At 43.1% G+C, this 13,716-nt stretch carries 10 protein-coding genes; 9 read left to right on the forward strand and 1 reads right to left on the reverse strand.

The genetic code is table 11. From position 1 onward, the window contains the following. The first annotated feature begins 244 nt into the window (after window positions 1-244). A complete protein-coding gene (gene lon, locus HDC92_RS13620) occupies window positions 245-2,704 on the forward strand; it encodes an endopeptidase La (protein ID WP_183875261.1) in 2,460 nt (819 codons plus the stop codon). After that, entirely contained in the window at window positions 2,701-3,651 is a 951-nt protein-coding gene (locus HDC92_RS13625; protein ID WP_183875263.1) for a lipid A deacylase LpxR family protein, read from the forward strand. The genes lon and HDC92_RS13625 overlap by 4 nt, the downstream gene beginning before the upstream one ends. Window positions 3,652-3,670: 19 nt before the next feature. Here the strand turns inward: HDC92_RS13625 and arfB are convergent, their stop codons facing one another. Then, window positions 3,671-4,081 (reverse strand): alternative ribosome rescue aminoacyl-tRNA hydrolase ArfB, encoded by a 411-nt coding sequence (gene arfB, locus HDC92_RS13630; protein ID WP_183875265.1) that lies wholly within the window; start codon window positions 4,079-4,081, stop codon window positions 3,671-3,673. Window positions 4,082-4,352: 271 nt separating this feature from the next. On the opposite strand from arfB, the gene cmk reads away from it, so the two are divergent. The 7 genes from cmk to HDC92_RS13665 all read left to right on the forward strand — a co-directional run bounded on the left by cmk (window position 4,353) and on the right by HDC92_RS13665 (window position 13,689). Continuing rightward, a complete protein-coding gene (cmk, locus tag HDC92_RS13635) occupies window positions 4,353-5,030 on the forward strand; it encodes a (d)CMP kinase (protein WP_183875267.1) in 678 nt (225 codons plus the stop codon). 152 nt (window positions 5,031-5,182) lie between these two features. Continuing rightward, window positions 5,183-5,770 carry a TetR/AcrR family transcriptional regulator gene (locus HDC92_RS13640; RefSeq protein WP_012781351.1) on the forward strand — a complete coding sequence of 196 codons (588 nt, stop codon included), beginning with the start codon at window positions 5,183-5,185 and terminating at the stop codon, window positions 5,768-5,770. A gap of 26 nt (window positions 5,771-5,796) precedes the next feature. Beyond that, the gene (locus tag HDC92_RS13645; RefSeq protein WP_012781350.1) at window positions 5,797-6,966 is read left to right on the forward strand and encodes an efflux RND transporter periplasmic adaptor subunit; all 1,170 of its coding nucleotides are present in this window, start codon (window positions 5,797-5,799) and stop codon (window positions 6,964-6,966) included. Window positions 6,967-7,008: 42 nt separating this feature from the next. Continuing rightward, window positions 7,009-10,185: an efflux RND transporter permease subunit gene (locus HDC92_RS13650; protein ID WP_012781349.1), complete on the forward strand. Its 3,177-nt coding sequence runs from the start codon at window positions 7,009-7,011 to the stop codon at window positions 10,183-10,185. A 10-nt stretch (window positions 10,186-10,195) separates the two neighbouring features. Then, window positions 10,196-11,602 carry an efflux transporter outer membrane subunit gene (locus HDC92_RS13655; RefSeq protein WP_183875269.1) on the forward strand — a complete coding sequence of 469 codons (1,407 nt, stop codon included), beginning with the start codon at window positions 10,196-10,198 and terminating at the stop codon, window positions 11,600-11,602. A 75-nt stretch (window positions 11,603-11,677) separates the two neighbouring features. Beyond that, window positions 11,678-12,355: a response regulator transcription factor gene (locus HDC92_RS13660; protein WP_012781347.1), complete on the forward strand. Its 678-nt coding sequence runs from the start codon at window positions 11,678-11,680 to the stop codon at window positions 12,353-12,355. A 23-nt stretch (window positions 12,356-12,378) separates the two neighbouring features. Then, window positions 12,379-13,689, forward strand: coding sequence for a sensor histidine kinase (locus HDC92_RS13665; RefSeq protein ID WP_183875271.1), 1,311 nt, complete (start codon window positions 12,379-12,381; stop codon window positions 13,687-13,689). The last annotated feature ends 27 nt before the right edge of the window (window positions 13,690-13,716 follow it).

The raw sequence follows: 13,716 nt of genomic DNA on the forward strand, positions 1-13,716 counted from the left end.
AAATATATCTAAAAGGTTCGATACTGTCAACTATCATACCATTTGCAAATATCTAACTAAAACGTCAAATAATTCAAATTATGATATACTAATTAATTATTATTGCCGGCATGACTTTTTAACAGGGAAAAGCCCCTAAACCTTTTTTGGCACAGGAGTTGAAAATATCCCTGTACAATACAATTAATAATTTTTAAACGACATGCTGTCAGATTGTCGTTTTTTATTTAGAAAGACTTATTTAATGAGTAAACAAGATCCGTTCGATTTTAGCAATGCATTACCTATCATAAACGAAGACACTGAATTCTTTCCATTGATGTCCCAACAGGATGAAGATGAGATGAATAATGAGGATACCCCTGAAATTCTGCCTATACTTCCGCTCCGGAACACGGTGCTTTTTCCGGGTGTGGTTATCCCCATTACTGTGGGCCGCGACAAATCTATCAAACTTATAAAGGAAGCCTACAAAGGTGACAGGATCATTGGCGTGGTCTCCCAGCGTGACGTTTCTATCGAAGACCCTACATTTGAGCAGTTGAACAGTGTAGGTACCGTTGCCCATATCATCAAAATGCTGCAAATGCCAGATGGCAACACTACGGTAATTATTCAGGGAAAACAACGTTTCCGCTTACTGGAAGAGGTACAATCTGAGCCCTATATTAAAGTTACCATCAGCAAATTTGCCGAGACCAAGCACAAATCCGATAAAGAATTTAAAGCATTGGTGGCCTCTATCAAGGAAATGTCTGCCCAGATCATCCAGCTATCGCCTAATATTCCAAGCGAGGCCGGAATTGCATTAAAAAACATAGAAAGCACCTCTTTTTTAATCAACTTCATCTCTTCTAACATGAATGCAGATGTAACTGATAAACAAAAGATGCTAGAAATGACAAACCTGCGCGAACGTGCCATGATGGTAATGGAGCTGCTTACCCTGGAACTTCAGATGCTGGAACTTAAAAACCAGATCCAGTCGAAAGTACGTACCGACCTCGACAAGCAGCAAAGGGATTATTTCCTGAACCAACAGTTAAAAACCATTCAGGAAGAACTGGGCGGCAACTCTTCCGACCTGGAATACGAAGCGCTGGAAAGCCGTGCAAAAAAGAAAAAATGGGACATTCATGTTAAGGACCATTTTAACAAAGAACTGGAAAAACTGGGCAGAATGAACCCTGCTGCCCCCGATTATTCTGTTCAGATCAATTACCTGGAACTGTTGCTTGACCTGCCATGGGGCGAGTTTACCAAAGATAATTTCGACCTTAAACGTGCACAGCGTGTACTCGACAAAGACCACTTCGGACTGGAAAAGGTGAAGCAGCGCATTATAGAATATTTAGCAGTATTGAAGCTAAAACGTGACATGAAGGCCCCGATTATTTGTCTGGTTGGCCCTCCGGGAGTAGGTAAAACCTCACTGGGAAAATCAATTGCCAAAGCGTTGAACCGTAAATATGTGCGTATGGCCTTGGGAGGTATCAAGGATGAGGCTGAAATCCGTGGTCATAGAAAAACCTATATAGGGGCCATGCCGGGCCGTATTATACAGTCGATCAAAAAGGCCGGGGCATCTAACCCAGTATTTGTATTGGATGAGATTGATAAAGTGGGCTCAGACTTCAGGGGCGACCCTTCTTCTGCCCTGCTTGAGGTATTGGACCCGGAACAGAACAGTGCTTTTAACGACCATTATGTAGAAACAGATTATGACCTGTCCAATGTCCTGTTTATTGCAACGGCCAATTCACTCAGCTCCATCCATCCGGCACTGTTAGACCGTATGGAGATCATTGAAGTAAATGGTTATACCATTGAAGAAAAGATAGAGATTGCCAAAAAATATCTTTTACCTAAGCAAAAAGAGCAACATGGCATAAAAACAAAAGATATTACCTTAAAAAATAATTTAATTGAAAAGGTGATTGAAGACTATACCAGGGAATCTGGTGTAAGGGGACTCGAGAAAAAGATCGGCTCACTGGTACGCGGTGTGGCCACAAAAATTGCTATGGAGGAAAGCTATGATCCGGCACTTAGCCTGGATGATGTAGAGCGCATTTTAGGTGCCCCCCTTTATGATAAAGACTTATACGAAGGCAATGAAGTAGCGGGTGTGGTAACCGGTTTGGCCTGGACACAGGTAGGTGGCGACATTCTGTTCATTGAAGCCAGCTTAAGCCCTGGTAAGGGCAAACTGACCCTTACAGGTAACCTGGGCGAGGTAATGAAAGAATCAGCTATTATTGCCTTAGCCTATTTACGTGCCCATGCCGAATTGTTTAACATAGATTATGCCCTGTTTGATCAATGGGATGTGCATGTGCATGTTCCGGCAGGTGCAACACCTAAAGATGGCCCGTCGGCAGGGATAACCATGCTAACAGCACTTACATCGGCCTTTACCCAGCGTAAAGTAAAATCTAACCTGGCAATGACAGGCGAAATTACCCTTAGGGGAAAAGTTTTACCTGTTGGTGGTATCAAAGAAAAGATCCTTGCGGCAAAACGTGCCAATATCAAAGACATTATTTTATGTAAGTCGAACCGTAAGGACATTCTGGAAATTAAAGAAAGCTATATCAAAGACCTGAATTTCCATTATGTTACAGAAATGAAGGAAGTGATAAACCTGGCCTTAACTAAAGAAAAAGTAAGGAACCCGCAAAATTTAACTGTAAAGCCCAAATGAAATACCAATTTCCGGCACTTGTTATATTGATCCTGTTGGGCACAGCTGCCTGTGCCCAAACTTATAAAAATGAGTTTGGCTTTCGCAGTGACAACGATTCTTACCTGGCACAGGGATCAGACCGTTATTATACCAACGGTCTGTTTATTTATTTTCGCCATGCCCTTAACCAGGAAAAGCTGAACGATAAACTGGAGAAAAAGATTTACGAGATCTCGGCAGGTCAGAAAATGTACAACCCCATGTCTGGTTATGCCCCCGATCCAGCCAGACAGGACAGGCCTTTTGCCGGTTATTTATATGCGGGCGGAGCGTTGAGCTGGTTTCGCAAAAATGAAAATATTTTAAAAATAAGCGCTGAAGTGGGTACTACCGGTCCGAATTCACTGGCCGAAGACGGACAGGAACTGTTACACGATGTAGTGGGTTTTTATGCGCTTGACGGCTGGCAGTACCAGATCAAAAATGCAATAGCCCTTAACCTCTCGGCCCAGTACACCAAATTGCTGCACCGGGCCTCAAACAATGCAACAGATTTCTCTGTTGAGGGTTACGCAAATGCAGGAACAACATTTAGCGGGGCAGGTGGGGGCATTTTATTCAGGGCTGGCGGATTGAACCAGCTGTTCAATTCGGCCTATACCAATGCTGTAATTGGCCATAACCCAAAAACCAAAGGGCTGGTAAAAAGAGAAGTCTTTTTTTACGCCAAACCACAGCTTAATTTTGTGGCTTACGATGCCACTATACAAGGCAGTATGTTCAGCAACAACGATCCGGTTACCTTCGGCGTAAAACCCATAGTATTTGCCCAGCAAATTGGCTTTAACTACAGTTCACAGCGCTTTACCTTTGATTTTGGGATGATCTTCAAAACCAAAGAAGTAAAAAGTACGGCAAAGGCCCATCAGTATGGGTCTATCAGTATGTTTTACAGGTTTAATTAAGCACACAAGGTTATAAACCCTACTCCATAGCGGGACGTTTTCGGGAGGCTTTTTTTTCAGCAACAACTTGTTTGTCTGCCAGCCTTTTCCTGATTACAGCCCTGGGTATTTTAGTAGGCTTTCGCTTTTTTTGAACATGCAGTGCCCATTTTAAAAGAACAATCAGCTTGGCAATTGTTTTTTCCTTATTGAGCAGCTGACTACGGTCTTCCTGTGACACCACATGCAGGTTACCCTCCTGATCCAGACGCCCGGCCAGTCTTTGGCTTAACAAGGTCTTTTCATCCTCATTAAAAAAGGGGGCTTCGGCAATGTTAAATATCAGCTCAACCTTACTGGAAACTTTATTCACGTTTTGCCCACCCTTTCCTCCACTACGTGAAGTTTTGAATGTAACAGCCTTGAGTATATCTTCTTTAACGGGTATCATGCCGCAAAAATAGCAATTTATTCTATTTCCGTTACCCTGTAGCCCTTGTCCTGATAACAGACTGGTGTGTATGCAGCCCCTCCAATCCACTACAGTTCCAGCACCAGAACATTTGGATAGGTCTTGCCCTAGTAAATAAATTGCGTGAAAAAGTGGTCAGTGATGTTCTTTCTTTATCCAAAGAAAGAAATCCCGGCATTACCATGCAAATTGAATACATTTAATTAAAATTCAGCTAAAACAATTGGGCAAAACGCTAACTTTGCCCTGTATGAGAAAAAACCTCGTTATAGCCATTGATGGCTATTCATCCTGTGGAAAAAGCACCCTGGCAAAAGCTTTAGCTAAGAAACTGGGTTTTATCTATATTGACAGCGGTGCCATGTACCGCGCAGTAACCCTTTATTTTATCCGCAACAAGGTAGACGTAAAAAATCCTGAGGCGGTTACCGATGCCCTGCAACATATAGAACTGAACTTTCATTCCAGGGACTATCAGTCGCACATTACGCTTAACGGTGAAGAAGTATCTGAGGAGATCAGGCAAATGCCTGTTTCTGAACACGTGAGTGAAGTTTCGGCCAATAAGCAGGTACGGAAGGAAATGGTAAGGCAGCAACAACGTATGGGAAAATCGAAAAACATAGTGATGGACGGGCGTGACATAGGTACTACAGTATTTGAAGATGCCCAGGTTAAATTTTTTATGACCGCTGATCCAAAAATAAGGGCCGAACGCCGTTATAAGGAACTGCAGAGCAAGGGCGATACCTTAACCACACTGGAAGAAGTATTTGAGAACCTGGCCCACAGGGATTATGCCGATACCACAAGAGAAGAAAGTCCGCTTACCAGGGCTGAAGACGCGATTGTACTGGACAACACCGAGCTTACAGAAACCGAACAACTTGATTTTGCCCTGAACATGGTACACCAGCATCTCCCTTAATAATTTTAGTATTAAATCCCACAATTATACCTTCTTCTTTTCTGCAAATATTTGGTTACAATAAGCAGCTTAATGTAAACATTACAATTCGATGTTTTAACTAAAATATCCGATCAATACTTTTGTTTAACAATTTTGTCAAACTCAGGTAAATGACCGCAAAAGATACCGGTACAGAACAATTAATTAAGGATACGGCCAAACGTTTGTTTTTTGCAGAAGGCAAAATACATGCAACCACACAGGAAATTGCAGATGCAGCTGGTGTAAATCGTACACTTGTTAATTATTATTTCAGATCAAGGGATGCGCTGTTCGACCAGGTATTCAATGAAGCACAGGAAAAAGTAGTAAAAATTCTTGACGGGGTGATGGAATCTGAACGGCCTTTCAAAGAAAAGATCGCAAACCTGATCGATGTATTTCTCAAAGAAGCCATGCACTTCCCCTACCGGGAAATCTTTATCATTACCCAAATGAACAGGAACGATGTGATCGATGCCAAGCGGGCACGTGTTAAAAAGGTAAACGCGTTTCTGGAAGAAATTCAGCAGGAGATGGATAAGGGTAACATCAAAAAAATGAATCCAAGGCATTTTTGTATGAATCTTTTCTCGCTAATGGCCTACCCGCTGATTACCGCACCGCTCTATAAAATACTTTATGACATGCAGGATGATGAATACAACATCTTAATGGAAGAAAGAAAACAACTGATATTTGAATTTATATTTCCCTAAATACATACACAATACCACGCTAAAATATGAAAACTACAATCCAATCTTTTTATTTATTAATCCCTGTATTACTGATCATCAGTTCATGTGGCAACAGCGATCAGAAAAAACCCGGTGCAGCTGCTGACCAGGTACAGTCGTACCCGGTTTTTACCATAACAACACAATCTACCGACCTGGAAACAGATTATCCGGCTACACTTGAAGGGATTCAGAATGTAGACATCAGACCGAAGGTGGATGGTTTTATTGAAAAGATATATGTTGACGAAGGAGCTACCGTTAAAAAAGGCCAGCTGCTGTTCAGTATCAATGCACCACAATACGAACAATTGGTAAGAACAGCCACCGCTGCCATCAGCAGTGCCGAGGCCGATGTAAACAGTGCCCAGTTGCAGGTTAACAAGACCAAGCCCTTGGTAGATAAGGACATCATCAGCAAATACGATCTTGATGCCGCCCAGTTAACCCTGCAAAGCCGCAAGGCAGCCCTGGCACAAGCCAGAGCAGAACTGGTAAATGCCAAAGTAAATTTAGGCTATACCCGCATCACCAGTCCTGTTGACGGTGTAATAGGCAGCATTCCTTTTAAAACCGGAAGCCTGGTAAGTAGCAGCAGCGCAAGCCCTTTAACTACAGTATCCAACATTTCCAGGGTATATGCTTATTTCTCTATGAATGAAAAACAACTGCTGGAGTTTTCGCGTCATTATAAAGGCACTAACCTTGCAACCAAATTAAAAAACATCCCTGCGGTATCATTGGTGTTGGCAGACGGCACAATTTATGCTGAAAACGGTAAGATAGAATCTATAAACGGCCTGATCAATACCAGCACGGGTTCGGCCAGTTTAAGGGCTACTTTTTCGAACCCGGCAACGCTTTTAAGGAGTGGTGCAAGTGCATCCGTGCGGATTCCGCAGCACCTGGAGAACATCATCCTTATTCCCCAAAAGGTTACGACCGACCTGCAGGGCAAAAAATTTGTGTATGTGCTGGATGAAAAGGGAAATGTAAAAAATACGGAAGTGGAGGTTATGGAGCTTACGAAAGGTAATTTTTATGTGGTTACCAAAGGCCTTAAGACCGGCGATAAAGTGGTACTTGAAGGCTTCCAGTCCCTGAAAGATGGTACACAGATCAAACCTGAAGAAAAAAGTGCAGATTCTGTCTTTGCTGATCTCCAAAACAAATAAACAAATCGTAAACCCTAAATCCACAATCGAAAATTATCCGATATGTTTAAGAAATTTATAGAAAGACCGGTTTTATCAACGGTCATATCCATTATCATTGTTATACTGGGGATATTGGGTTTAATTACCCTGCCCGTATCACAATATCCTGAAATTGCACCGCCCACAGTGCAGGTTTCGGCTTCTTACCAGGGCGCCAATGCCGATGTGGTAATGAGTAGTGTGGTGGTACCGCTGGAAGAGCAGATCAACGGTGTGGAGGACATGACCTATATGACTTCTAGCGCCGGTAACGACGGGACAGCAACCATTACTGTAAACTTTAAGCTGGGCACTAACCCTGATCTGGCAGCGGTAAACGTACAGAACAGGGTGGCAAGGGCTACCAGTTTGCTACCCGCAGAGGTTACGCGTGCCGGTGTAATTACCGCAAAGAAACAAGCCAGTAACGTACTGATATTTGCTATTTATAGCGATAGCGCCTCTTATGATCAGAAGTTTTTGCAGAACTATGCCAATATCAATCTGATCCCCCAGATCAAACGGATCAACGGGGTTGGTGATGCTACAGCATTCGGATTGATGGATTACAGCATGCGCATCTGGCTGAAGCCGGAAGTAATGGCAACTTATGGACTGGTACCTAACGACATTAGTGTGGTACTTGCCGAGCAGAACATTGAAGCTGCTCCGGGCCAGTTTGGAGAGCAGGGCGACCAGTCGTTCCAGTATACTTTAAAATATTCCGGCCGTTTAAAAAATGAGACCGAGTTTAGCAATATCATTGTAAGAACTGCCCAAAACGGACAGGTTTTAAGGCTAAAAGATATCGCCCGTATCGAATTGGGTGCACAAAGTTATTCCAGTTCGGTAAAGTTTAATGGTAAACCGGCTTTAGGTATCGCCATTAACCAGACTGCGGGTTCCAATGCCAAAGAGGTAATTGAAGGGGCCATTAAGGTACTGGATGAATCGTCTGTCAATTTCCCTAAAGGCGTTCATTATACGGCGCTGATCAACGTAAACGACTTTCTGGACGCTTCTATCGAAAAAGTGATCCATACCCTGATTGAAGCATTTATCCTGGTTTTCCTTGTTGTATTTATTTTTCTTCAGGATTTCCGTTCTACCTTAATTCCGGCCATCAGTGTACCGGTAGCCATTATAGGTACCTTCTTTTTCCTGAGCTTATTTGGCTTTACCATTAACCTGCTTACGCTTTTTGCACTGGTGCTGGCCATCGGTATTGTGGTAGATGATGCTATTGTGGTGGTAGAAGCAGTCCATGCCAAGCTCGACCATGGCTATACCTCGGCAAAAAAGGCAACTATTGATGCGATGGAGGACATTACAGGTGCCATCATTTCCATTACCCTGGTTATGGCGGCAGTGTTCATCCCTGTAAGTTTTATACAAGGTTCATCAGGCGTATTTTACAAACAGTTTGGTTTAACCCTTGCCATTGCAATTATTCTTTCAGCCATCAATGCCCTAACGCTAAGCCCTGCACTTTGTGCTTTATTTTTAAAGCCACATGCAGAAGACCACAACAAGCCTAAAAACTTTATGCAGCGTTTTTACACCGCTTTTAATGCTTCTTTTGATGCCATGACCAACAGGTACAAAAGGTCAGTGAGCTTTTTAGCGCGCAGAAAATGGATTGCAGGCCTGGGTATTGTATTGTTTACTATAGTGCTGATCTGGACAATGAGTACCACTCCAAAAGGCTTTGTACCCAACGAAGATCTGGGCACAGTGATGTCGGATATTTCTTTACCTCCGGCCACGTCACAGGAGCAAACAGCCCTGGTGATTAAAAAGATTGACAGCATAGCCCATACCATTCCTGAGATTAAATTTTCACTGACCGTAGTGGGCCGAAGTATGATCAGTGGTACGGGAAGTTCCTATGGAATGGTGATCGGAAAACTGAAACCCTGGGATGAACGCCAGCGGGATGTAAAAGCGATTATTGCAGAACTTTTTGCCAAAACAGCCAGTATAAAAGGAGCCAGGATCATTTTCTTTGCCCCCCCAACCATCCAGGGTTTTGGTACCGGTGGTGGTTTTGAGTTCCAGCTACAGGATAAAACCGGTGGCGATATCAATAAATTCAGTAATATTGCCAACGGCTTCCTGGCAGCTTTGGCCAAAAGGCCCGAGATCCAATATGCATCTACCTCATTTAACCCCAATTTCCCCCAGTACCAGATTGATGTAAATGTGGCTACGGTAAAACAGGCTGGCTTATCGGTAAGCGATGTGCTGGCCGTACTGCAAGGTTATTATGGTGGGGTATATGCTTCAAACTTTAACAAATTTGGAAAACAATACCGGGTAATGTACCAGGCAGATGCCCAGTACCGTGCAAATGAGCAGACACTGAACAATATTTACGTGAGAAACTCGGGTGGACAAATGGCGCCGATCAGCAATTTCATTACCTTAAAAAAGGTATACGGTCCTCAGGCCATCTCACGCTTTAACCTCTTCACTTCTATTGCCGTAACCGGAAACCCGAATGCGGGCTATAGCTCTGGCGATGCCCTGAAGGCAGTGCAGGAAGAAGCAGCGATACACCTTCCTACAGGTTATGGTTATGAATTTTCAGGTTTATCGCGTGAAGAAATGTCGAGCGGCAGTCAGACGATCTTTATCTTCCTGCTTTGCGTGATCTTTGTTTATTTCCTGCTATGTGCTCAATATGAGAGCTATATTTTACCCTTGGCAGTACTGATATCCCTTCCTATCGGTTTGGCAGGTGTATTCATCTTCGATAAGATCTTTAAAGTTGACAATAACATCTATACCCAGATTACACTGATCATGCTGGTGGGCTTGCTGGCCAAAAATGCCATTTTGATTGTTGAATTTGCAGTAGACCGGAGAAGAAAAGGAATGAGCATTGTAGGCGCGGCCATTAGCGGTGCCACCGCACGTTTACGTCCCATTTTGATGACCTCATTTGCTTTTATCCTTGGTCTGCTACCTTTAATGCTGTCGACCGGTGTAGGTGCTGCAGGTAATAAATCTATCGGTACAGGTGCAGTAGGTGGCATGCTTATCGGAACTTTATTTGGTGTATTTGTGATTCCTGCATTATTTATCGTTTTCCAGAGCATACAGGAAAAAGTGAGCAGCAAATCGCCTTTCGATGAAGGCTACGGTCCGAGGCAAGAGGTTATAGAATTTCCTGAAGTTGACACCCGTGAACATTAATTTAAAGAACATGAACACCAGATATCATAAATATTATTTCATTATCGGTTTTTCTATACTGACCTTAACGGCCTGCGTAAGCAGAAAATATGAACGCCCGGCAGTAAACAGTAACGATTTATACCGCGACAATACTACTGGCGACAGTACGACCATAGCCAGCCTTCCCTGGAAAAACCTGTTTGCTGATGCGGCTTTACAGGCACTGATACAGCAGGGTATCAACGAAAACCTGGATTTAAAACAGGCCATTGAAAGGATTAAAATTGCCGAAGCTACTTTATTGCAAAGCAAGGGTGCTTTATTGCCGAGCCTGACCGCTGATTTATCGGTAACAGATGCCAAACAGTCCAGGGCAGCTTTAAACTTCCCTCCCGGCATCAACATCAATACGGAAACCCAAACCTACAAAGCACAGCTGAGCACCAGCTGGGAAGCCGATATATGGGGCAAACTGAGCAGTGCTAAAAGATCGGCTTATGCCTCTTTATTGCAAAGTGATGCTGCAAAAAGGGCTGTGCAAACGCAACTGATTGCCAATATTGCCAATGGCTATTACAATTTGCTGGCCTTAGATAAGCAGCTGGCCATTACAGAGCAGACCATCAGGATCAGGCAGACAGATGTAGAGACCATGAAATCTTTAAAGGAAGGTGCCGTGGTAAATGGTGCTGCCGTGGTGCAAAGTGAGGCCAATTTATATGCCGCACAGGTAACCCTGCCCGATCTGAAAAGAAACATCAGGGAAACAGAAAACGCTTTGAGTATCCTTTTAGGAAAAGGCCCTGGAAAAATTGAACGGGGCACAATTGATCAGCAAACTGTTTACAGCAACCTGCAAACAGGCGTATCGGCCCAGCTGTTACAGAACAGACCTGATGTGCAGGCCGCTGAGTTTGCCTTCAGGGCAGCTTTCGAGAATAAAAATGTAGCCCGGAGCTATTTTTATCCCGCCTTAACTTTGACAGCCAATGGTGGCTTATCCAGTCTGAGCCTCAAAAACTTTTTCGACAATTCGGTTTTCTACAATTTAATCGGCGGCATTACCCAGCCGATATTTAATAAAGGACAGAATAAGGCCAGGTTAAAAACAGCTGAAGCCCAAAAGCAGATCGCATTTTACAGCTTTCAGCAAACGCTGCTGACCAGTGGCCAGGAAGTGTCGAATGCTTTATATGCCTATCAAACGGCAGCAGAGAAAGAAACAACAAGGGCAATGCAGGTGGCATCACTGACCAAAGCCGTAGATTATACCAAGGAACTCCTGCGCTACAGTTCTGCTACAAATTATACTGATGTGCTCACCTCTGAGCAAAGTTTACTGGCAGCACAATTGAGCGGCATTAACGACCGGCTGCAAAAGCTACAATCGGTAGTAAATTTATACCGGGCGCTGGGAGGTGGATGGAAGGAATAAAAAAAGAAGCGCTTAAAGCGCTTCTTTTTTTATCAGCTATTTTTATTAGCTTCATACCATTATATTGTAATGCCAATGAACATCCTGATTGTTGAAGATGAAAAAAACCTGGGCCTGGAAATGGCCGATTTTTTAGGTAAAGAAGGTTATACCATTGAACATGCCTGGAAAAAAGCTTCAGCAGAAGAGAAGATCTTTGTCAACTCCTACGATTTTATACTGTTGGACCTGGGTTTGCCCGGAGGAGATGGATTTGAGCTGCTGCACCAGTTAAAAAAGATGCCGGGACGTGAAGATGCAGTAATTATACTTACTGCACGCGGCGAGGTTGACGACCGCATTAAAGGACTGGAAGCTGGGGCAGATGACTACCTGGCAAAGCCCTTTTCCTTAACAGAGTTACTGGCAAGGATGCATGCCATCATCCGGCGCAAACATAAACTGGAGCGGAATGAAGTAAATGTGCATGATTTCATACTCGACATTAAAAACCATCAGGTAAGTTTTGAAGGGAAACGGGTTAACCTTACCAATAAAGAATTTGAGATCTTCAACTACCTGGTGCTGAACAAAAACAGGGTAATATCCAGAGTGAACTTAACCGAACATGTTTGGGGAGATATACTTGAAGTGAATTCGGATTCTAATTTTGTGGATGTTCATGTAAAAAACCTGCGTAAAAAACTAACTGCATATGCTACGATAAACTGGTTTGAAACCGTAAGGAGCATTGGTTACAGGATTAATTTTTAGTGCACCATGAGAAAAACGGCCCGATGAAGCTCCAGTTCAAACTTGCTTTATATAATACTTTAACCAAGGTAGCCATCATTACCATGCTCGGCATCCTGATCCTGGTATCCATCAACCGGATTTCTGTAAATCACATTCAGCAGCGGCTGTTGCAAAAAAAGGCCAGACTGGTAACCAATCTTTCCAGTATAGAGATCAACGACCTGCTCACACAGAAAATCTATACAGATTATAACCTGTTGCGTGAAGAGTACATCATTCTAAAAGAGATTAAAAAAAGTGAAAAGCCCATAAAGCAAAAGTTCAGCAGAGAATTGCGCAGCATTGAAGGGAACCAGGATGAATTTCAGATCCTGATGTCTGACTTTACTTACGGGGGAAAAAACTACCGGCTTGAACTTGGCGAAACGATGTCTACCCTGGCCCAACTGGAGCGGACCATATCCATGTTTACTTTTGGCATCCTGGTCGCGGCCGTCATTCTTACCCTGATTACCGATCTTGCCTTTACCCAATTTTTACTGGCCCCCTTTTATCAGATCATCGATCAGAAATTAAACAAGGTGAATGACCCTATAAATTTTAACTATCAGCCGGTAAAAACCACTACAGAAGACTTCAGGATCCTTGACCGCAGCATCAGTGTACTGATGAATAAGATTGCGACACTCTTTCTGACCGAAAAAGAGTTTATTGCCAATGTTTCTCATGAGTTGCTTACCCCCATATCAGTACTTAATACGCGCCTGGAAAACCTGCTTAACGATGAACAGCTGACACAGGAGGGAGAGAATAAACTTTTTGCCAGTTTAAAAACATTAAACCGCCTGAAAGCAATCATCAACAGTTTGCTGCTCATTTCAAAAGTAGAAAATAACCAGTACAGTAAACCCGACCTCATTTCTGTAAAACACACAGTGGAGGAAGTATACGAAGAACTGGAACACCGGTTATTGATGATGAAGCTTAAAATTAATATTGACCTGCCTGAAGACCATAGTCTTAGGGGTAATAAATCGCTGTTCCATACCCTGCTGATGAACCTGATCAATAATGCCATAAAATACAATATACCATCAGGTAACGTAAATATTTACAGTGAAGAAACCGCCGGGGCCTATATGCTGGTTATAGCTGATACCGGGATAGGCATGGATGCCGAATTGGTACAGGATGCTTTCATCCGTTTTGAAAAACTTCAATCGGAAAAAGAAGACAGTCATGGTCTGGGCCTGGCCATTGTAAGAAGCATTGCCGCTTTTCATGACCTGCAGATTGACATCAAATCAAAAAAAGGCCAGGGTACTCAGGTATACATTAGCTTTCCTGCATAAAAAAGACCAGCATCTATTCTTCATCAA

This window comes from Pedobacter sp. AK017 (genome assembly GCF_014200825.1).
In the GTDB taxonomy this organism is placed as follows: Bacteria; Bacteroidota; Bacteroidia; order Sphingobacteriales; family Sphingobacteriaceae; genus Pedobacter; species Pedobacter heparinus.

What these genes read in the sequence shown, in the direction of transcription:
- HDC92_RS13660 (WP_012781347.1), top strand. Translation starts at nt 11,678, where the DNA reads ATGAACATCCTGATTGTTGAAGATGAAAAAAACCTGGGCCTGGAAATG.
- HDC92_RS13650 (WP_012781349.1), top strand. Translation starts at nt 7,009, where the DNA reads ATGTTTAAGAAATTTATAGAAAGACCGGTTTTATCAACGGTCATATCC.
- HDC92_RS13640 (WP_012781351.1), top strand. Translation starts at nt 5,183, where the DNA reads ATGACCGCAAAAGATACCGGTACAGAACAATTAATTAAGGATACGGCC.
- lon (WP_183875261.1), top strand. Translation starts at nt 245, where the DNA reads ATGAGTAAACAAGATCCGTTCGATTTTAGCAATGCATTACCTATCATA.
- HDC92_RS13645 (WP_012781350.1), top strand. Translation starts at nt 5,797, where the DNA reads ATGAAAACTACAATCCAATCTTTTTATTTATTAATCCCTGTATTACTG.
- HDC92_RS13665 (WP_183875271.1), top strand. Translation starts at nt 12,379, where the DNA reads ATGAAGCTCCAGTTCAAACTTGCTTTATATAATACTTTAACCAAGGTA.
- cmk (WP_183875267.1), top strand. Translation starts at nt 4,353, where the DNA reads ATGAGAAAAAACCTCGTTATAGCCATTGATGGCTATTCATCCTGTGGA.
- arfB (WP_183875265.1), bottom strand. Translation starts at nt 4,081, where the DNA reads ATGATACCCGTTAAAGAAGATATACTCAAGGCTGTTACATTCAAAACT.
- HDC92_RS13655 (WP_183875269.1), top strand. Translation starts at nt 10,196, where the DNA reads ATGAACACCAGATATCATAAATATTATTTCATTATCGGTTTTTCTATA.
- HDC92_RS13625 (WP_183875263.1), top strand. Translation starts at nt 2,701, where the DNA reads ATGAAATACCAATTTCCGGCACTTGTTATATTGATCCTGTTGGGCACA.